22 protein-coding genes and 1 pseudogene are annotated in these 18,707 nt (G+C 39.1%); 1 reads left to right on the top strand and 22 read right to left on the bottom strand.

Annotation, left to right across the window (positions count from 1 at the left end):
• Positions 1 to 33: 33 nt before the first annotated feature.
• The 11 genes from J5566_RS00180 to J5566_RS00130 all read right to left on the bottom strand — a co-directional run bounded on the left by J5566_RS00180 (position 34) and on the right by J5566_RS00130 (position 9,844).
• Positions 34 to 1,359 (bottom strand): DUF438 domain-containing protein, encoded by a 1,326-nt coding sequence (locus J5566_RS00180; RefSeq protein ID WP_208561588.1) that lies wholly within the window; start codon positions 1,357 to 1,359, stop codon positions 34 to 36.
• Positions 1,359 to 1,589 (bottom strand): DUF1858 domain-containing protein, encoded by a 231-nt coding sequence (locus tag J5566_RS00175; protein WP_208561587.1) that lies wholly within the window; start codon positions 1,587 to 1,589, stop codon positions 1,359 to 1,361. Before J5566_RS00175 ends, J5566_RS00180 begins: the two co-directional genes overlap by 1 nt.
• Positions 1,586 to 2,845, bottom strand: a complete 1,260-nt coding sequence (locus J5566_RS00170; RefSeq protein ID WP_208561586.1) for a DUF2130 domain-containing protein — start codon at positions 2,843 to 2,845, stop codon at positions 1,586 to 1,588. The genes J5566_RS00175 and J5566_RS00170 overlap by 4 nt, the downstream gene beginning before the upstream one ends.
• Before the next feature lie 23 nt (positions 2,846 to 2,868).
• Positions 2,869 to 3,324, bottom strand: a complete 456-nt coding sequence (locus J5566_RS00165) for an ATPase (protein WP_208561585.1) — start codon at positions 3,322 to 3,324, stop codon at positions 2,869 to 2,871.
• A gap of 76 nt (positions 3,325 to 3,400) precedes the next feature.
• Positions 3,401 to 3,850, bottom strand: coding sequence for a VOC family protein (locus J5566_RS00160; protein ID WP_208561584.1), 450 nt, complete (start codon positions 3,848 to 3,850; stop codon positions 3,401 to 3,403).
• Positions 3,851 to 3,921: 71 nt separating this feature from the next.
• On the bottom strand, positions 3,922 to 4,599 hold the full coding sequence (ldcB, locus tag J5566_RS00155; RefSeq protein WP_208561583.1) for an LD-carboxypeptidase LdcB/DacB: 678 nt from the start codon (positions 4,597 to 4,599) through the stop codon (positions 3,922 to 3,924).
• A gap of 10 nt (positions 4,600 to 4,609) precedes the next feature.
• Positions 4,610 to 5,305: a YjjG family noncanonical pyrimidine nucleotidase gene (locus J5566_RS00150; RefSeq protein ID WP_208561582.1), complete on the bottom strand. Its 696-nt coding sequence runs from the start codon at positions 5,303 to 5,305 to the stop codon at positions 4,610 to 4,612.
• Positions 5,306 to 5,327: 22 nt separating this feature from the next.
• Positions 5,328 to 6,821 carry a hypothetical protein gene (locus tag J5566_RS00145; protein ID WP_208561581.1) on the bottom strand — a complete coding sequence of 498 codons (1,494 nt, stop codon included), beginning with the start codon at positions 6,819 to 6,821 and terminating at the stop codon, positions 5,328 to 5,330.
• A complete protein-coding gene (locus J5566_RS00140) occupies positions 6,808 to 7,995 on the bottom strand; it encodes a hypothetical protein (protein WP_244228904.1) in 1,188 nt (395 codons plus the stop codon). Before J5566_RS00140 ends, J5566_RS00145 begins: the two co-directional genes overlap by 14 nt.
• 69 nt (positions 7,996 to 8,064) lie before the next feature.
• Entirely contained in the window at positions 8,065 to 8,841 is a 777-nt protein-coding gene (locus J5566_RS00135; RefSeq protein ID WP_208561580.1) for a nucleotidyltransferase domain-containing protein, read from the bottom strand.
• Between the two features lie 346 nt (positions 8,842 to 9,187).
• The gene (locus J5566_RS00130; RefSeq protein WP_208561579.1) at positions 9,188 to 9,844 is read right to left on the bottom strand and encodes a tetratricopeptide repeat protein; all 657 of its coding nucleotides are present in this window, start codon (positions 9,842 to 9,844) and stop codon (positions 9,188 to 9,190) included.
• Between the two features lie 464 nt (positions 9,845 to 10,308).
• Here J5566_RS00130 and J5566_RS00125 point away from each other — a divergent pair, with 464 nt between their 5' ends.
• Positions 10,309 to 10,623, top strand: a complete 315-nt coding sequence (locus tag J5566_RS00125; RefSeq protein ID WP_208561578.1) for a DUF5960 family protein — start codon at positions 10,309 to 10,311, stop codon at positions 10,621 to 10,623.
• A gap of 61 nt (positions 10,624 to 10,684) precedes the next feature.
• Here the strand turns inward: J5566_RS00125 and J5566_RS10445 are convergent, their stop codons facing one another.
• The 11 genes and pseudogenes from J5566_RS10445 to J5566_RS10770 all read right to left on the bottom strand — a co-directional run bounded on the left by J5566_RS10445 (position 10,685) and on the right by J5566_RS10770 (position 18,336).
• Positions 10,685 to 11,125 carry a hypothetical protein gene (locus J5566_RS10445; protein WP_244228903.1) on the bottom strand — a complete coding sequence of 147 codons (441 nt, stop codon included), beginning with the start codon at positions 11,123 to 11,125 and terminating at the stop codon, positions 10,685 to 10,687.
• A 680-nt stretch (positions 11,126 to 11,805) separates the two neighbouring features.
• Entirely contained in the window at positions 11,806 to 12,021 is a 216-nt protein-coding gene (locus J5566_RS10440; RefSeq protein ID WP_244228902.1) for a hypothetical protein, read from the bottom strand.
• 9 nt (positions 12,022 to 12,030) lie between these two features.
• Complete coding sequence (locus J5566_RS00115) at positions 12,031 to 12,582, bottom strand: DUF1643 domain-containing protein (protein WP_208561577.1); 552 nt, start codon at positions 12,580 to 12,582, stop codon at positions 12,031 to 12,033.
• Positions 12,583 to 12,691: 109 nt separating this feature from the next.
• The gene (locus tag J5566_RS10645) at positions 12,692 to 12,820 is read right to left on the bottom strand and encodes a hypothetical protein (RefSeq protein WP_279630920.1); all 129 of its coding nucleotides are present in this window, start codon (positions 12,818 to 12,820) and stop codon (positions 12,692 to 12,694) included.
• A 54-nt stretch (positions 12,821 to 12,874) separates the two neighbouring features.
• Positions 12,875 to 13,054, bottom strand: coding sequence for a hypothetical protein (locus J5566_RS10435; protein ID WP_244228901.1), 180 nt, complete (start codon positions 13,052 to 13,054; stop codon positions 12,875 to 12,877).
• 23 nt (positions 13,055 to 13,077) lie between these two features.
• Positions 13,078 to 13,956, bottom strand: a complete 879-nt coding sequence (locus J5566_RS00105) for a ribonuclease D (RefSeq protein WP_208561576.1) — start codon at positions 13,954 to 13,956, stop codon at positions 13,078 to 13,080.
• Between the two features lie 154 nt (positions 13,957 to 14,110).
• Positions 14,111 to 14,641, bottom strand: coding sequence for a 3'-5' exonuclease (locus J5566_RS00100; protein WP_208561575.1), 531 nt, complete (start codon positions 14,639 to 14,641; stop codon positions 14,111 to 14,113).
• A 170-nt stretch (positions 14,642 to 14,811) separates the two neighbouring features.
• Positions 14,812 to 15,276, bottom strand: coding sequence for a DnaA ATPase domain-containing protein (locus tag J5566_RS00095; protein WP_208561574.1), 465 nt, complete (start codon positions 15,274 to 15,276; stop codon positions 14,812 to 14,814).
• Between the two features lie 69 nt (positions 15,277 to 15,345).
• Entirely contained in the window at positions 15,346 to 16,296 is a 951-nt protein-coding gene (locus J5566_RS00090; RefSeq protein ID WP_208561573.1) for a helix-turn-helix transcriptional regulator, read from the bottom strand.
• A gap of 84 nt (positions 16,297 to 16,380) precedes the next feature.
• Positions 16,381 to 17,196 (bottom strand): annotated as a pseudogene (locus J5566_RS00085) (DnaB-like helicase C-terminal domain-containing protein); the annotation flags it as partial.
• Between the two features lie 81 nt (positions 17,197 to 17,277).
• Positions 17,278 to 18,336, bottom strand: coding sequence for an AAA family ATPase (locus J5566_RS10770; RefSeq protein ID WP_432215577.1), 1,059 nt, complete (start codon positions 18,334 to 18,336; stop codon positions 17,278 to 17,280).
• Positions 18,337 to 18,707: the final 371 nt, after the last annotated feature.

Below are 18,707 nucleotides of genomic sequence, written 5' to 3'. Positions count from 1 at the left end.
AAAGGACCGCACTTGTGGGCGGTCCTGTATGATTTAGATATCCCGATGAAAATCGCTATCAATCTCAAAAAATGGTTGAATATCCTGAACATACTCCAAAACGCCTTGAAACTCTCCTTGGTCATCACGCACTGCCTTATAGACCACATAGACAAATTTGCCCATGCTCTCGGACTTGAACCACATGGCGACCTGGTCTTTTTGCCCTGTGCGAAGCAAGTCAAAAATCTTCTTGACCTTGTCTACTATTTTGGGAGGATGGCAGAGCTCCACATGACGTCCAATCTGGCTTGGCGTTCGTTTGAAAATCATGTCTTCAACAGGGTGGCTATCATTGTAGTATTGGAAAATGTCATCCATGTTGACAAAGGTGAGTTCCAGCGGTAAATGATTGAGAATGAGATTGGCCTGTTCGACAGACAAGTAACCGTTGCCGAAGGTCTGCGGACTGGTTCTGTCCTGAACAGTTTCTGACTTTTCCTTGGGTGTGAAGGTAATGGTAAACTGGCCTTCTGGCGTGTCGATAATCTGCTGATTTGGTCCTGCTAGCTGCGAAGAAACAGAATCTGCTTCCTGCTCTGCTATTTCTCCAAAAAACTCCCGATGGGGCACCCACTTGGCTGTCGGCTTGACAATGGCGTAGCCGTAGGCCTCGCTATCCGCTGCCACTTGAAGCCAGTCATCCTGAGTGAATGTCTCCAATAAAATCATGAGAAGGATGGCCTCTTCCTTGAAAATCATCTCCTCGAATTCCTTGGCAAAGGTTTCAAAATGGACTTTTGTTGCCGCTATGTCGCCTGTGTTAAGGGTTTTACGAGCCGTTTTGAAGAGGTCGCGAATCTCATCGTCCACACCCCACATGACCTTGGGCGGTGCATCATGACCGTACCGCTCCATAATCGGAAAGAAGACTTTTTCCTTGCGAGTGTAGTGGTTTTCAAACTGACCGAGGAGGCCAAACTGGCGTGTCAAACCTTGCAGGAGCTGGTCTTTCAGCTCCTCTTCCTCTGTCTGCTCATACTGGTCAATGATTCGGCGGATGCGTAAGAGAGCTGCCCGCAGTGCCAGGTTTTCCTGCTTGAAGACATAAACCGGGTGTCCTTCCTGGTCCATATCCGCCACTTCCACATCTGCAATGGCTCCTTTGAAGAGGTTGGCGTGGATATTACAAAGGCTCATGACATCTTCAAAAGTGATACCCGTGTCGCTAGACATGAGCTCATGCTCCATTAAAGAGATTTCAAGGGCAGAAACACCCGTAAAATGCTGATTAAACTGGTCCTGAACAGACTCTGGACTAGCACCATTGTGCAGGTCCAAGAGAATATTCTTCAAAATGTCAATCCGTTGGTCTGTCATTATTCTCCTCCTATTACCTCATAGCCGTTACATTCCAAGACCTGTTGAATGCGGTCTAACGGAATCTTGGTCATCTTGGAGCCTGTCTTCAGACTGGTCACCTTACCAACAGTGTTGAGCATAGCTGGGTTAGCCAAGGGCTTGAAACCAAACTCTACCAGTATATCCTTGACTTCTGGGTGCTGGTGGATAATCTCTGCCACAGGCAGATTTAGGTCAATGGTGTTCATTGGTTTTCCCCCTTCAAGGCCTCAAACTTGGCCTTCATCGTAGGGTTATTGCGAGTTAATTTTTTGACAGAAACATCCTCCAGCTTATTGTTAGCCAGTCGTAGCTGGTTTTCGCTGGTAGTCAGGGCTGCCTTGACTGCCTCCATTCGCTTGATTGCCTTGTCGATTTCATCAATAGCCTTTTGGAAATTGGTGCTGGCTGACTGGTAGTTCTTAGCAAAGGCCGTTTTGAAGGTCGCCAAATCTTCTTCAAAATGGGTAATATCGATATGCTGTTCTCTGACCAAAGCCAACTCCTGCTTGTACTTCAAGCTATTGAGCGCAGCATTTCGCAAAAGCCCTATCAACTGAATAAAGAACTGGGGACGGACCACGTACATCTTCTCGTACTTGTGACTGACATCCACGATACCCGTGTTGTAGTAGTCATTGTCCGCCTCCAACATGGTCACCAAAACCGCATACTCACAGTCCTTCTCCCGACGGTCCTTATCCAGTTCCTTGAAAAAGTCCTCGTTCTTGTGCTTCTTGACCGTATGGTCCGCCTCGTTCTTCATCTCAAACATAATGGAGATGATTTCCACCCCATTCTCGTCCAGCTCCCGATAAATGTAATCGCCCTTGGAGCCACGCGCCGACACCTGATTATCCTTCTCAAAATAAGCATTTGGAAAGGCCAACTGCCGCACCTTATTAAACTCCGCCTCGGCATAGAGCTCCAAACTCTCGCCGATCGCCTTGGTCGATTGCTGGGCCTTGAAATTTTTGTAAAATTCCACCTGCTCATCCGCCGCCTTGAGCCGCACCTCGTACTCCTGACGGGTGGTCGCCAGCGCCAATTCCTGCTTCTGCTCCTGCACCGCCAAAGCATTCTGAGCCGCGTCACGCTCCTTCTCCACCTGAGCCACCGCCTGCTGCAACTCCAACTCCTTGGTTAGCTCAATTTGCCCCAATTGAGCCTTGAGTTCTTGGATTTCTTGGTTTTTTTTGGACATAGCAGAGCTAATTTCAAGTTCCGACTGACTAGCCAGCTTGTCCAACCTTGCAGTCAGTTCAAGGATTTCCCTATCTTTATCACCCAGTTTGGCCTGTAAATCATTTTCAGCCCTCTGGGACAATAATTCCCGTTCTCGCTCCAAGCGATCGTGGATTTCCTTATCAAACTCCGCACCACGTACCTGGGCCAAGAGTTGACTATACTCAGTTTCATTGACAGTAAAAATAGTAGAGCAATGCGGACAAGTAATTTGATGCATAAGTGATTCCTTTCCAATTTCAACTAACCATTCAATTCTTTTTCCAAATAGGCCGACCATTTTTCTCGAAGAGCGGCTCTATCTGGCAGTTTCTCAGCATTCAATAGGGACTTGATGCAGTCATTTTGTACCAACCAGCCAGTCATATCTTTTTTTGCATCTGAAAATTCATTCCCAAAATCAAATGGAATTATTTCTTCAAAAACAATCTGCTGGTCCTTAATGTGAAAACTAACCTGTGCCCTGTCCCATTCGTAAGCAAGGTGCGATTCTGGTTGGTAGCTAAGCAGGGGCATGACCTCTCGAAAATCTTCCATCTCAAAAACCAAATGGTCAGTCTCCACTCTTAACTGAGGAAACCACTTTTCAAATCCTTGGTTGGTGGCAAGGAGTTCCCAACTATCAGAAGGACTTGATTGGACCCCATAGTTGAGGCGTAAGATATATTGATTTTCAGCTTGTTTGATTTCTACTTCCATGGCAGCTCCTTTTTTGGTTTATATTATAGCAAATTTCTTCAGAGCAATCAAAAAACCAGGGAAACCTGGTTTTATATTATTTCTCTTCTGCGTAGTATTCTTGACCAAAGCCAGCAACTTCCGCATTGACTTGCCAATGGATACCGAATTTGTCTTGCAATGAGCCGTAAGCTGGAGACCAAGGTACTGCTTGTAAGTCCATTGTGATTTGTTTTGCATCTTTAGACAATTTAGCAAATAGGTCTTTGGCTGTTGCCTCGTCATCGGTAATCAAAGCAGCTGTAATGTTGTCACCCACTGAAAAAGGCATTTCAGGGTTATTATCAGACAACATGAATCGTTGCCCATTTTCAAAACGAAATTGAGCATTCATGACAAAATTTTCCAATTCAGCTGGGCAGTCTGGTATAAAATCTTTGTACAAATTCACTTTTTCAACTTCTGCGCCTAGCGCGTTCTTGTAAAATTCAATTGCTTCTAATCCGTTACCATTTGTAACCAAATAGACTTCCATTGCTTTAAGCATGTAAATTTCCTCCTTGCCAATTTTGGCTCCTCATTATACCACAGGTAAATGGTCCGTACAACTAATTAGTGCTATTGGGCGTAATCGCCACCTTCAACTCCATAATACTCTTCCAGAGTCAAGCCAGATTGGTAGATTTCTGTCGCTTCTTGACCAATATACCGGATATGCCAAGATTCTGGCATGTAGCCTGTTGAAGCTTCTTTCCCTTCCAAATAGCGAACAACAAATCCATATTCGTGAGCATGCTGGGCCAACCACTGACAGGCTGTCGGTTCCGTTAAAAGATTTCCGTCAGTATCAATCAGATCAAAGGCCAGTCCAGTTTGGTGTTCTGAATAACCTGGTCTAGCTGAGTAGCGATCGGCATTAGCCTGACCATCTTGGTTGACATAGTTTTGGTAGAGCGAAGCCTGTGTTTCATAGGAGCGAAAACCAGAATATTGATTGGAGACCGCAAAGCCTTGCGCCTGCATATCGGCCAGTAACGCCAAGAAGGAAGCAAGGGCAGTTGGGTCCTCTCCTGGTGCGTAAGAGCTTGCTAGAGGATGTTTTTTATTGACAACAATAACTGGCCCATACTTGCCTTCAATATAGTAATACGTTCCGTTATAAGTAGGTTCTCGACTACTTTTTGTTGTTTGAGTAGTTTGATTACTGTTTTCACTGATTTGTTTTTCTTGAGAATTACCACAAGCAGCCAGAATTGTTAAACTGATACCTAACAATAACCAATATCTCTGTTTCATATTCCTTCTCCTATTCTTTGATGGATAAAATATCAAAAAGTTCACTATAATGTGAAATAGTGTAGGTTGGCTTAGCTGGCCCTTGATTGATTTGCTTGGTTGGATTGTACCAGACAGAATCGATTCCTGCATTATTAGCTCCTTGAATATCTGCAGTCAAGCTGTCCCCCACCATCAAAAGACTGGTCTTATCACCGCCTGAAACCTGCTCTGCTATTTTATCAAAAAAAGCAGCCGCAGGCTTCTGGGTCCCCATCTTTTCTGAAATGAAGACATCTGTAAAATACTGCTGGATGGGAGAATGGTGCAGGCGGTTCTCCTGGATGTAAGTGATACCGTTTGTCGCTGCATACAGCTGGTAGCCATTTTGGGTCAACTGGCGTAGCAACTGGTCTGCCCCTGTAAAAATTTGTCCCTGCTTACCGATAAATTCCTGATAGGTTAGAGCCATCTGGCGGCCATCCACTTGGCGGCCAAACTGGGCAAAGGTTTTGGAAAAACGTGTGTCAATCAACTCCTGCTTGCTAATCAAGCCTTTTTCCAAATCCTTCCACATGGCTTGGTTAATCGGACGATAGACATCTTTGAAAGCCTGAATATCAGTCACATCCATTGCCTTCAAAAACTGGGTCAAGGCAAGCTCTTCCCCACGCGCAAAATCCAGCAAAGTATGGTCTAAATCAAATAAAACGTGTTTGTAATGCAATTTGGTTCCTTTCTTAATAACATCAACTTAAAAAATAGTCGTCTATTTCTTTCTGATTGTGTAAGAGTCTGTCATCTTCAATTCCAAGGGCTACTCCGAAATCAACAGATGTCTGCAAGCGTAGTTGGATATTTATGTTCCTATCAAATGAATATTCTTGTAGTTTCCCCAAGGCATGAAATTTATCTAAAAGTTGTTGTAGCATTTGCTTTTCTTCAAATGCTAGTAATTGAACATGCTGATCAATTTTGTTTTGGTAGGCTTGAATCAATTTTCTTTCATGATCCGACAAAAATCCTTTGCCCAAATTTAAGCAGGTGCTAGCCAGAATGGAGCCAACTAAGGCTCCAAGAACTGGAACAGGAATAAGGATCTGGCCAACTGCTGCACCGATGGCTGTGCCTGTTGCATCCAGAGCATTCAAAGTCAGTTGATTCATAAAACCAGCTTCATCAATTTGACCTGTTCGAAAAGCAATTATCGCGCTCAAAAGTCCAAAAGTACCTGCAGTAATGGCCCCGGCACTGGGTGCGCTCAACTGACAAACATTTGTCAGTCCATAGATTGCAAAACCAGTAAAACCACCTTTTCCTGCAGCCATGCCAACTTCAATACCTGCTGCTTTCCAATCAGATTCTTTAAATTCCCATATTTCCTTACCTGCTTTATGCCTTTGGTAAACAAAAAGTCCAAAAGTCATCCCCGCTTGAACAACCGCACCAATCCCAGCTACTTTGGCAGCTTCACCTAGATTGGGCTGTGCCTTTAGTTTGGCAGCTTCCTGAGCTCTATTCTTTTGAGCATGGATTTCTCGCCTTTCCTTCTCGCCAGCTCGTAACATGCGCTCTTTTTCAGTAGAAATCGTTTCATGAATGGTCTTCACTTGAACATCACGGTACTCATTGACTGATGAATATAGCCACTTATTCCAAGTTAGCCCTCTTCGACTCTCTTCCTCTTGAATAACCTTTTTGATAGCTTCAATTTTAGCGAGCGTTAGTCTCTCTCCACGATAGTGCACAATCTTTTCATTGGCCATTATTTTCTGGATGACTTTTACCTGATCTTTGGGAAATAGCAAATCCTGCTTGTATTTGGGAGCTGTTTGTAGAGCCTGCAAGAGATTAGCATAGAATTTCATTTGAATTTCTTTGCCCCCAATGATAAGATCCGCAGGGCCATTATTATTTAAAACCTTTGCAGTCTCTTCCAGTTGGCCAAAAGCAGCTCGGGCATTTCGAATACCTACTTCTGCAAACTCTGCAATAAATCCATGAACCCCTTTTTCTCCCCCACGATTCAGTTGAATTAAGTAGTCGATTTCTTTTTGGGCAGCTTGTAAATGTCCATGGGCAATCCCTTCTCGAACTGCTAATTCTTTCAAGGAAGCTATCTCATCGGAAAGAATGTCACCAATTGTCTGTCTAAATTCTTCCAATCTCAATTGACGAAGAAAATCAACATAGGCTGCTATTCCCTGAGCAACATGAAAATCCAATTCTTTAGATTTCACCATCTAAACTTAGCTCCTTATCAATCAATTGGGCCAGACTCAAGGTTGAATTGACGAGAATTCCTGCTTGTAGACGTTCGCTTTCAGAAAAAAGTGAGTAATCCCTTCCAATGACCAATAAGCTTGTTTCCCTCACACTCTCAATTTGCTTTTGAGTCAATGCCATCAGCTCTTCGACCTCTTGGCATTTTAAATTTAAATGTTGGATAATAGTGTTAATTTTAATAATTTCATCCGCTAACTCGTTTGCCAATTCCTTATTCTTATGATGGGCGTATATTCCTGAACCAAGTGCTGTAATCCCAGCAACACCTGCAATGGTCCAACCAACAGGTCCAGCTAAAGCTAGAAAGGCGCTTCCGGCAGTCATTCCACCACCGCCAGCAGCCAAGGCTCCACCCCCTAACCATGCCAAGGCGGCGCTATTTGCCGCCGCTCCAGAAAGTGCTGAAATAGCTGTTCCAGTTGAAGCAACCCCAAAAGTGGTTGCAACTCCCATTGCAGCTGTTGGCCCCATCGTTGCGACAGCAATTCCCATGGCACCAAGTGTCGTGCCAACACCTACACCACCTCTTGCAGCTTTAACTTGAATTTCTGCCTGATTGATTTCATTTTCTTTTCTTTCAAAATGATTGATAACACATTCAATTTCTTCAAGTCGTACTTGAAATTCTTTAGGTGTATTGGCCAATTGATTAATTTGCTCTTCCACCTGTTTGACAAGTTGATAGCCTTCTTTACGAACAGCAAATAACTCTACACTAGCACTGCTTAATTTCTCAGATACTTCTTCAAAACCATTCACCGCCTGATTGTAATCTTCAATAGCCTTTTTTCTCAAACCTTCATTGAACAAATCCACATCCTCTGTTTTTTTCCCAATTTCATCTGTTACTTTGGCAGTTTCTTTCGATAATGCCGCTACTGTTTGCCCAAGATTATCCGCAATCTTAGATGATTCAGCAACCATTTCATCTGTCTTCTTGCCAATTTCGGCACCAATATTTTCAGCTATTTCTCCTATTTTACCGCTTGATTCCGAAATAAACTGTCCAGTTGTCTCTACAATTTGAGATGCTTCCTGACTGATATTTGAAACAAACTGTGAAAAGGGACAGAAAAAATCCAAACGCTGTTCTGGATTGGGAACATTATCTTCGTTTATTGATTCTGACATACAGCATTACACTCCTTAAAAATTCACTTGTATCATAGCAAATAGATTAACAGTAGATCTGCAAACTCCCTAACTCTCCATCCCTAATTCCTCCAAAAAGAAGCGATTCAGTGCTAAGATATCCTGTCTCTCATCCTGAACAGTTTGGATATAGGCTTCAATTTCTCGAATGCTTTCTTCCACGTAGTTTTGAATCGGAAGTAAGGGTGAAATGAGTGTTTCTTCTGGATGGTTGATTTTCAAGTCCAGCAATGCTGCGACATGGGGTTTCATTTCCTCTGGAAGCAAATCCTGAACGAGGTCTTCAAACAAAATAGGGGGAATTGTATGATATTTCTCAATCCAACGACATGCCAAAATAGGACGCAAAGCATAAAAATATTTTTTTGGTTTGACCTGTTCACTAAGTAGGTATTTTTGCATCTGGCCTTTTGCAGTGTTTAGATAATGATGGAGCATCTTTTTCTCAGAAAAATAGGTCTGAGCATACTGGCGAATTCGCTCAATAAAATCTGTCTGATGATAGACAATCGGCGACTGCAACCATTCAAATAAGGTTGGGTTTGACTTAAACAAGAGTTTCAAGGTTTTGTCTAGATCCCACCCACTCACATCCCAGGTTTCATCAATCGGTAATTCAATTACATCCCGGCCTTTATCCAAAGCTAAATAAAAACCAGGCTTATGTTTGTAGATAAAACGAACATCGAAGTCACTGTCTGGTGATTCAAAACCCCAAGCACGACTACCTGATTCGATTGCCCACAAGACCTCGACATCAAATTCCTTCTCAATCTCCCTCAATTTTTGGGGGACTAAGGTCATCATCTCATTTTGTGTTTTCATTATTACTTTTCTTTCTTTAGATAATGCTCATATGATTTAAAATCATCTGGATTATCAGCATACTTGCATTCATTAGAACAGATAAACCGTTTCGTTTTTAGACTGGTAAAATAGGTCAGGTGTCCGCAAGAGACACAAGTTCCTCGATATCTTTGTTCAGTTAGGCCCAATCTTGGTAAGCTATCCTCATAATGTGCATCTTTGGGCGAACCTTCTTTTGTTGCTCCCAAACTTCTCTACGATTCCGTAAATAGTTATCAAATTTTTCATGCCAGTATAGAGACGGGTGCAATTCATCGCACTTCTTGCACCAAACTCCATCAACCTCAATATCCAATTCTCCCATTTACTCCACTTCAAAAAAAGAATCCCATTTACTTCTAATACTGTCAAACTGTGGATCTTCCAATAATTTTAGAACCTGCTCATAGGCTGATTGGTAATAACGCCCTCTGTTTTGCAACTCAATTTCATAACCTTTTTGGGCAAACATTAAAAATTGGTAAGCCAAATCAATATTTACAAAAAGCTGACCATCCACAAGCATGGCTTTTCCTAAAACAAGGCAAAGACTAGGATAATATTTTAAGGCCTGACACCAGGTTATATCCTGCAAAGCCTCCAAAGGCTCATCAAGTATATAGGATACAGCCAACCGATAATAATAAATAGACAATTCTTCATCCTGAATTCCCCATTTAGTAGCTCCATATATGTCTCCCAATTTATATGTCGCGTCGATATTTTTATTCTTTGCTGCCAATTTAAAAAAAGCAATAGCAAGTGACAAGTTTGGATCGGTATGTCGACCGCATAGATAGCAATAACCTAAATTAGACATTGCATCTGAATTTCCCATACTAGCTGCTAAATGGTAATAGGCAGCTGCAAGATTGTATTGTCCTTCACGGTAATAATTCGCACCTTTGCTATTCAGGTAACGAGAATCATTTCTCTCAATCGCTTTATAATCTGCCGCTGATAATTCCACTGTACTGTTCATATTGTTCTCCTTCATTATAATATTGAATTAGACTTAGATATTTATTCTCTTTATTATTGAGCACTTTGGCCACTTTTAGTTTTTATCATTGTGTATAGATTATATCATGAAAACAAGTAAAAAACAGCAATTTCACTTGTTGCAGTTCCTAATAAAAAATATTAATTATGCTAAATTGTTCAAAATAGTAGTCACTCTATTTTTAACAAATCCTACACTTTTTTATAATTCCTAGATAAATTTTTCAAATAACAGGGCACACTAGGGATACTACTTCCAGTTTTCTGACAAGTTAACAACTACTAAATGAATTCAAGTTACTTTTTAAAAAAACAAGCGTGTTTCCTACAGTGGAACAATACCAAGTCTAAATAAGGATTTCATTTTGATAAAAACTACAACAGGTCACATCGATCTGAAATTGAAAGACATTATTAGTATTGAACTTGTAGAGGAGGTGCTTTATGAATCAGCTTGAGTTTCAGCGTAATCACCTGCAAATGGACTATTACAGCGAGAGCTACCAAGATTTTGAACGTGACTTCTACCGCTACTCCAATATGAATATTCCATTGACTTTCCTAACTGATGATATCCTAAAAACAATGGCAACTTCACGCAAGAATTACTTTGTCCTCAATAAGGAAAAGTCCAGAGATAACCGCGATCACTTCTTCATATTTGAAGTAAGTACCTTAGAAGAGAATCCGCTAATCTACCGCTATTCGTATATGAAAACTACAACATATTTAGTACAAAAACAGGATCAGTTCAATTGACTGCTCCTGTTTATCATTAAGAACCAGTAAAAGTCCATGAAGGGTACAACAACTCCCATTACTATTCTAGTCCGTGCTCTTTTCTAATTGCTGCTCTTTCTTCTGCAGTTCCCCCCCTAGCTCCAACAACTACACCATTTCTCCGATAGGCATGAGCTGCTGGATCTTTTCTTTGTTTTGGGTAGTTATGAGTGTTATTATTTTCAGAGACTGATATTTCCACGTTATTATTTCTATTATCGAATGTCGAAGTCGTATCGCTAACAGAATCATCTTCACAGTCTGCTTGACCTCTAAAATTCGCTTTTGAACGCGTTTCTCTGTCACTAATATTCATAACAACTACACTCGCAATTACGCCAGCCGTAGCGAGCACTTCCTCTTTATGTTCACCAATAAATTTTAGAACACTAAATCCACCTTTTTTTATATGCCCAACTAAACCTCTTGCAAATTTAATACCTTTATCTACTACAGAATCAGGACTAAAATCTCCCTCCATCCTATGCTCAATAGTCTGCTTTTGACAAGGTTTGGAATCTGTATCTGATTTTGTGTCGTTACTACCAACATTGTTGCCTTGATTGTTAAGCTTGATTTCTTCGGTAATCGGTTTAAGAATCTCTTTGCTTCGCTAGAATACACATTCTAATCATAAGACTGACCATTTAAAACTTCACCACTATAGAGTTTTTCTTTTATTCTAGATATACTTGCATCTTTAATTGACAGGTCTGACACGATACTTGGTAGTATATTAAACTCTACATACTTCAAATAATCCACAACAACTCTATTGATATCTGCCTTGTCAAAAACAGTATCAAGTGGTCGCTTGTTTGGATATAAGGCACTTAACTCTTCAAATTCTTCACGTTGTTTCTGAGTTAATTGTTTTATCCCTTCCTATGTGGTTAATATGCCGTCGATGTCTACCATCGGTATTTCATAGCGATATTTTACAATCTTTTTCCACTGGTTAAAGACGTATGTACTTCCACCACTCTTTATATCTGGACCAGGAACTGCTTTATACCCCTTCCCAGTATCAACTATGTGAAATAAATCTGCTTTCGAAGATGGGTCGGGGGTTAGTTATGGTCATAACTACAGCTCCCTTATTCTTTAAGGCATTGTACTCAGCACAAACTAACCATTCAGAAATAATTCCACGAAACAAACTTAAATCATTTTCCCATTTCTTTCTCTAAGTAATGCTAGCCCCTTAGAAAGACTCTGTGGGATTCTCACCATTCTATCGATTGCATCATCTGTATAATTTTTTGTAGAATACTGCTTAATAGCAACCTTGACACAGTCTACCAATTCATCAGGTACGCTATATTCCGATGTCAAAAGTTGGACTAATCTATCTCTCGTACTAACTGTTAATTCCATATCACTTACCTAAATTGTTAAATATATTTTTCCATTTTCTGAAATATTTTGTTTAACACTCCGATTCAACGGATGAACAGGTTGTCCCCACTTAGTTAATGGCGCGAATGAGTAAACTCTAATACCACTTTCTTTGAAAAACGATAGTAGTGTATCTCTACCTTGTACTAAGGAAGGGTGACCTAGATTCCCCCAGGCTCCCCATACTTCAGTTATTTTATTCTGAATTAAAAAATCCATTATGATGCGTACGTTTTCATCTACAAGCTCAGAATTAAATTTATCTAAATCAGATGCATTGGTAGCTCGCTCTGGGTAAACATTGGCGACAACCCAGCCATCACATCCTAATTTTTTACTAGCATTTATAATTCGGTTGATTGTACGATCGCTATAGTCCTCATTAGCTGCTGAGGGATTCATACATATAGCCACGAGTGGGTTCGTTCCTAAGCGTCCCAGTAGGAATCTATGGTAGGCATTATATTTTTCAGGAATACATAGATTAGGCTCTTCTCCTAAAGGATAGGCTGGTCTGACTTTTGTAACTTTATCGTTCATAGAGTTACCTCCTACAATATATTATAACATGAAACCCCTTGCAAGAATATGAAAATGGCAGGAATACAATAGTTGTACTCCTACCAATAATTTTTATCTTCATTCCTTACTATCTATTGTCGTTTTTACGAAAGTCAGATAGTTCCTCAAAATCCTTCAATTCAAAAACAAAAGCCTTATCTTCAGGAATGTGAATCCCCTCTACCCTATAACGTTTATCAGATTTCCAATCACTCATGATTGTTAAGAGTGTTTCTTTTAAATTTTTATGACCTACCTGAACAATACCTTTTTACTCCCCAACAGATTTTGAAAAAGAAAATGCTCCCCTAGTTTTTGCCCGACAAACTTGTATACCCATTACCTTTGTATAGCTTTCATGTCCAACCTTGGTGAAAATCATATGTTCATAGTTAAACTGAATATCACCATCCTCAATACGACAAAAAGCCTTGATTTCATGGCTTTTCATTTTAGTTAACAATCTAAATTTGATTAATATAATTTTTCCCATTGAGTAATGGATGTTGGCAAAATTATTTTATTAGTGTTATAGAAATCAAGTAATTCACTTGGCGTGATAACAATAATATTCTTCAGCTTTTCTGCATTTTCTACATTTGGTGCAAATAGAAATACCTTATAACCTGCTTCTACAAAACTTGAAAATTGCATCGCATCCAAAGTAGCAGCTTTTTTACCTTTGACTTGTACAACTGCCTTCGATACATTTGCTGGATTACGGGACAAAAATTCACATTCAATTTTTATAGTTGTCGACTTACTAGCAATAGAATTTGAAAGAACATAATAATCATATTTAATTTGAATATAAGAGATAACCAACTCCTCTAAATCAAAATCGGGTAGATTATCTAACAAATTCCCTCGCAACTGGTTGACTTGATAATGGTCAGTTTGAGATAAATTATTATAAGTGGCTTTAGAGTATTCCTCAATGATTGCATCTCGAATTTCATTAGCTGTACCTGCATTTGCCCTATTGAAAGACGCTTTAATCTGCCCTGGAACTTGCAAACCTACTTTATAAGCTTCAACTGGAATCACTGCACCGATATCTAACTCTTTACTAAAAAAAGCTTCTGCTTTCCCTTTTGAGCGACAAATCCAATAATTCCCCTCCAAATCCCTCGTCCAGAACAAATCATCGATTGCAACATTTCTAAAAATATTTAAAACTGGGTTAATTCTTTTCATACCACGTCTGACAGTATTAAAATATGCTTCAAATGTCTCAAACTCACCTGCCCAACCGATGGCGAGAAACTGTTTGTGGTTACTTAAACAGTAATCTATCAAATCTTTCCTATTCTCTGCATGTGTTTTTAAATTTATCCTAATAATTTTAACCATATTTTACCTTTCCAAATATCTGTCTGACTATTAACATTTATCCATTGCTTTCAAAATAAGCCTTAATTGTTTGATTTTCTGAATCGATTTTTTTGTTCATTGTTAGTCCTTTCAACTTATATTCAATCAAAAATTAGAACTCGTCTTAACTTTATCAAAACACTCTGAGTTTTTCAATAAGCATTCGTGTCTTTTCAGCTCCAAATTCTGGATTTTGATTATTTGTATCAAAGTCAAAAAATTGTGCTAATCGTGTCAAAGAATAACGTTTTAATTCTGGGTAAGTCTTCCGTACTAATGCTAGTGAATCAATCACCGGTTGATTCAAGGCTTGAAAACCATACTTTTGAAAATTATAATTCAAAAAGTTCACTTCAAACTCTGCATTATGGGCAACAAGGGTCAAATTACCACAAAATACTTGAAAATCATTTAACACCTGTTCCTCAGGTTCTCCCACCTTAATCATTTCATTGGTTATTTTCGTTAAATCAGTAATAAATTTTGACAATTCGCCCTGCAATTTGACAATTCTTCTAAACCGTTCAACTATCTCTCCATTTTCAATTTTGATAGCAAAGATTCCAAGCAAAGATGAACCTTTTGGAGATAGACCTGATGTCGCGATGTCAAATACCACATAGTCACCTAATTGGAAATCATTTTTTTGTACTTCCTGAACCATTTTTCACCTACTTCTTCACTACACTAGCATTTGGAATATTTTTTGCATAAAATTCAGCTGATTGTTTATCGTAGAAGCCTTGAGCAATTATATTGCCAAACTGATCAACAACGATCCATTCTTGCATGTTAATAATCTCCTTTCTATTTGAGTAAAATCTATTTATCATTTCATTGAGTTTCTGAAACCATGCTTGTTGTTAATCCCCATTGTAACCGTTTCTGTAATTTGCTAGAAACTTCCAGGCTATTTGGGGAAATAGTTGATGTAATAACCAATTGTTTTTTGTTTTCTTCAATGAGCATTGCGAGTTGCTCTTCAAGAATGTCATCTTTAGGCATTAGATTCAAATCATCAATTAAGATATAGTCAAATTCGGAATTTGTAAGATTTTCTACTAAATGATAGGTTAAACTTTCTGCTGTTAACAAGATTACCTTATTTTGTTCAGATAGTAGGGCATTGTTTGTGGCATTTAGCAAGTGCGATTTCCCAACTCCTTCTTCACCGTATATATAAACCGGATTAAAGTAATTCTTATCCTCAATAACTTTCTTTAATGCTGCAAAAGCCCAAGCATTTCTATCATTGACCGAGAAATTCTCAAATGTCTGATTCTTGTTAAGTAGTTTCATCTTTTATACCTCTTTTTTCTTGATAAGTTTATTATAAAAGATTCCATAGACAATATTTGTCCACCTGATCTACTTGTCATAATTTTGCTGCATTCTTTTAAGAAAATTCTTCATGTCATTTACTAAAGATTGAGGTGATAAAACTGTTAAAGCATCTGCTTGACTCAACAACCAACGTTTCAATCCTGGTGTGTCTTGACTGATAAATTCAATGATAACTCCTTCGGGTGTATGTTCAATAATCCTAGCGGTTGGAAATTGATCCGTTACAATGGTAGGGTCATAAGCAAATTGAATTCTAATCGTCAACTCTCGTCCCATAAATGGATCAACGCGTTTGTTCCGTACTTCTCCATCACGAAACTTCTCCCCATAAGAAATCTGTGGTTTCTTTTCCGTAGATACTTTCCAATCTAAAATTCTATCCAATTTTAAGGTCATGTACGATTCAAAAGTCAAATTAAACGCTACAACATAAAAGTAATGTACATCATAGTATAGCGATACAGGAAGAATCCTATGTTGTTTTTCGGAATTATAAGGTGACTGATACCGAATATCTAGAACCAACTCTTTACGTATCATTTCCGACCATTCCCAAATTTTATCAATCCGATTTTGAGTATCAGACAATGGCGCATAATTTAGCAATTCACTTGCAATAATCTGATAAATCTCTTTTTGTTCGTCTTTAGAAACCAATGCAAATAAACTATCGATAAGAGACTTATTTTCATCCTTATTCAAAGAACGGTTCTCTAATAAAATCTTTGATATGACCAAAATATCCTTTTTATTAAATAATGATTTCCCTTTTAGGTAACGGGTATGGTATTTCGCATCATAGGCAAGTTCCGCTGCAACTATTGGCTGTGATTCCAAGAAATTCCCTAAAAGAGAAAAATCTCTCTGAATCGTTTTTTCACTAACTCCAAACTCATGTGCTAACTGTAACTTAGAAAGATGAGCACCTGATTGCAAACGTAGAAAAATCGTTAGTAAGCGTTCTTGATCGTTCATATTTACCTCAATTCCTTAGAAACATTATAACACCTCAAGTAGTCCCTATTCAATGATTTCCCGACTTTTTCAAGGTTAATATTTTTACAAAAAACGATTCAAATCCTTGTAAAAATAAAGCTTTACCGTCCCAAGTCTCCCGTTCTGATTCTTTCTAATAATTAGCTCCGTCAGATTACATTCCGCCTGACAGACTGTTTTCTCTTGGTAGTAGTCATCACGATAGAGAAAAGCGATAATATCAGCATCCTGCTCCATACTAGTCTCTAACTCCCGCAAATCACTCGAAATCGGCCTCTTGTCCTCCCGTTGCTCAACGCTACGACAGACCTGAGACAGAGCGATAACTGGCACTTTCAATTCCTTAGCAAGGATTTTCAACTGATGTACGATTTCAGATACTTCCTGCTGACGATTTTCCAACCGTGATCCTTGGATTAGCTGGAGATAGTCAATGATAATTAACCCCAGCCCGTTCGTCTTATTGGCTAAACGCCCTACCTTATCCCTAATATCTGTAACCCTTAATCCGACTGAGTCATCAATAAAAATAGGAAAATCTGTCAGCTGACTCTGAACAATGGAATGCCTCTTCAAGTCCTCAACCATTTTTTTCCGTGTAATGGTATGTTGCTGTGTGTGTTCCTCCTGATCAGCTAGGAGCCGTTTTACGAGGATTTTCTCCTGCGTCTCAAGAGAAAAGAATACTACAGCTTTTTTCGAACTTCGAGCCACATTTTGAGCTATATTTAGAGCAAAAGCTGTTTTCCCAATTGCAGGACGAGCTGCCAAGATGATTAGCTGCCCCTCATGCAAACCAGTTGTTAACATATCAAAGTCATAAAAGCCTGTCTCCAAGCCACTACATTTTAATTCCTTCAACTTTTCAGCTTCGAATTTCATCATTTTTGACCACCTCTAATAGTTTATATTCAAGCATTCCACCATTTCTAGATTAATAGTTCCGTTAAAAATATCATTTCAGTATCTACCAAATCCAATTACTGGAGTTGAGATTTGACTATTTCTTTCAAAACTTTCCAGAGCATTCTCAATATCCTCTAGTGTCACTAGACTCAAAATCTCTAGACTTGACAAATGACTATCCTCCATATTGATAACCCTCTGAGCCTGGCAAACAATAATATGATCAACAAGTTTTCGGACATAGCGAGCATTCCCAAAATGACTATCGGGTTTTAGCTCTGAAAAGTGATGGCATAGTTTGTTCTTACAGTCATCCGTCAATTGATATTGTTTTCTCGAAATCATTAGTTCGAGGATAGCAAAGAGTTCGTCAGAAGAGTAGTCTTCAAATATGATTTCCTGAGAAATCCTTGAAGATAGACCTGGGTTTATATCAAGAAACTCCTTCATCAAATCCTCGTAGCCCGCAAAAATAACTAAGACCTCATCTCTCCGATTTTCCATCTCCTGAATAATTGTCGCAATAGCTTCATGTCCATAATCTTTTTCGTGCCTAGGAATTAAACTGTAGGCTTCATCAATAAAAAGAACACCACCTTTAGCTTTAGCAAATACGTTTTTAACTTTGGGAGCAGTACTACCAATATACTCTCCAATTAGATCCGCACGGCCTACTTCAACCAATTTATCTTCTTGAATGATCTTGTTATTATACAAAATCTTTGTATAAAGTCTTGCAACTTCTGTCTTTCCTGTACCAGGATTTCCAGAAAAAACAAGATGATGGTTACTAGTTTCGTTGATAACTCCATACTGTTTTCTAAGATAGTTGACTTTATTGAAAGCTATTTGCTGAGACAATAAATTTTTGACTGCTTTCAATCCTATCAATTCTTGCAAAGTATCTTCTGGCGTCTTCTGGAGTCCAATCTGACTTTCAGGAGTGATTAAAAAATTTTCTAAATGTATCTCATTTTCCTCAGAGGGATCGAACCCACTTTGGACAGCGAACTCGATAATCTCTTGAACAAATTGTCGAATATCTCTTGCATTGTTTATACTCGACTTTTTGGATATCACATTTCTAAAATCATCATCGTTAACGCGAATCATTTTCTTTGCTAGCATCATCCTACCAATAGATGCTAGCTCTTCTTGCTGGTAATCTGGGAAAGGAACAATTGAAATCCTATAGGCTGTTTCTGACAGCTCTTTTTCAATTGACTTCGCCTCCTTAAAATTATTAGTCATAAAAATAGCTAATGTGTGCCCTTCATGTTGGCGAAGACTTTCAAAAAATTCAATTTTTGGCCTTGCTCTTGCCGAGAAATAATCGTAAACCACAGGAAAATCTTCATTTGTTATTTTAGGAAGGAAAAACTCTTTACAGTTCGCGACAACTGCTCGCAAGCCAAATAAAGATTCCAAGAATTGGATGGCAAATTTTCGCCCTGAACCTTGTTCACCTGTAAAAATATAATAAT

The sequence above is a fragment of the Streptococcus suis genome (assembly GCF_017601095.1).
Lineage (GTDB): Bacteria > Bacillota > Bacilli > Lactobacillales > Streptococcaceae > Streptococcus > Streptococcus suis_Z.
This window is presented reverse-complemented; position numbering and strand designations above follow the sequence as displayed.

What these genes read in the sequence shown, in the direction of transcription:
- J5566_RS00130 (WP_208561579.1), bottom strand. Translation starts at nt 9,844, where the DNA reads ATGAACAGTACAGTGGAATTATCAGCGGCAGATTATAAAGCGATTGAG.
- J5566_RS00115 (WP_208561577.1), bottom strand. Translation starts at nt 12,582, where the DNA reads ATGAACGATAAAGTTACAAAAGTCAGACCAGCCTATCCTTTAGGAGAA.
- J5566_RS00180 (WP_208561588.1), bottom strand. Translation starts at nt 1,359, where the DNA reads ATGACAGACCAACGGATTGACATTTTGAAGAATATTCTCTTGGACCTG.
- J5566_RS00135 (WP_208561580.1), bottom strand. Translation starts at nt 8,841, where the DNA reads ATGAAAACACAAAATGAGATGATGACCTTAGTCCCCCAAAAATTGAGG.
- J5566_RS00175 (WP_208561587.1), bottom strand. Translation starts at nt 1,589, where the DNA reads ATGAACACCATTGACCTAAATCTGCCTGTGGCAGAGATTATCCACCAG.
- J5566_RS10440 (WP_244228902.1), bottom strand. Translation starts at nt 12,021, where the DNA reads ATGGAATTAACAGTTAGTACGAGAGATAGATTAGTCCAACTTTTGACA.
- J5566_RS00140 (WP_244228904.1), bottom strand. Translation starts at nt 7,995, where the DNA reads ATGTCAGAATCAATAAACGAAGATAATGTTCCCAATCCAGAACAGCGT.
- J5566_RS10770 (WP_432215577.1), bottom strand. Translation starts at nt 18,336, where the DNA reads ATGATTCGCGTTAACGATGATGATTTTAGAAATGTGATATCCAAAAAG.
- J5566_RS10435 (WP_244228901.1), bottom strand. Translation starts at nt 13,054, where the DNA reads ATGAAAAGCCATGAAATCAAGGCTTTTTGTCGTATTGAGGATGGTGAT.
- J5566_RS00095 (WP_208561574.1), bottom strand. Translation starts at nt 15,276, where the DNA reads ATGAAACTACTTAACAAGAATCAGACATTTGAGAATTTCTCGGTCAAT.
- J5566_RS00145 (WP_208561581.1), bottom strand. Translation starts at nt 6,821, where the DNA reads ATGGTGAAATCTAAAGAATTGGATTTTCATGTTGCTCAGGGAATAGCA.
- J5566_RS00170 (WP_208561586.1), bottom strand. Translation starts at nt 2,845, where the DNA reads ATGCATCAAATTACTTGTCCGCATTGCTCTACTATTTTTACTGTCAAT.
- J5566_RS10445 (WP_244228903.1), bottom strand. Translation starts at nt 11,125, where the DNA reads ATGGAGGGAGATTTTAGTCCTGATTCTGTAGTAGATAAAGGTATTAAA.
- J5566_RS00090 (WP_208561573.1), bottom strand. Translation starts at nt 16,296, where the DNA reads ATGAACGATCAAGAACGCTTACTAACGATTTTTCTACGTTTGCAATCA.
- J5566_RS00160 (WP_208561584.1), bottom strand. Translation starts at nt 3,850, where the DNA reads ATGCTTAAAGCAATGGAAGTCTATTTGGTTACAAATGGTAACGGATTA.
- J5566_RS00165 (WP_208561585.1), bottom strand. Translation starts at nt 3,324, where the DNA reads ATGGAAGTAGAAATCAAACAAGCTGAAAATCAATATATCTTACGCCTC.
- J5566_RS00100 (WP_208561575.1), bottom strand. Translation starts at nt 14,641, where the DNA reads ATGGTTCAGGAAGTACAAAAAAATGATTTCCAATTAGGTGACTATGTG.
- J5566_RS00105 (WP_208561576.1), bottom strand. Translation starts at nt 13,956, where the DNA reads ATGGTTAAAATTATTAGGATAAATTTAAAAACACATGCAGAGAATAGG.
- J5566_RS00125 (WP_208561578.1), top strand. Translation starts at nt 10,309, where the DNA reads ATGAATCAGCTTGAGTTTCAGCGTAATCACCTGCAAATGGACTATTAC.
- ldcB (WP_208561583.1), bottom strand. Translation starts at nt 4,599, where the DNA reads ATGAAACAGAGATATTGGTTATTGTTAGGTATCAGTTTAACAATTCTG.
- J5566_RS10645 (WP_279630920.1), bottom strand. Translation starts at nt 12,820, where the DNA reads ATGAGTGATTGGAAATCTGATAAACGTTATAGGGTAGAGGGGATTCAC.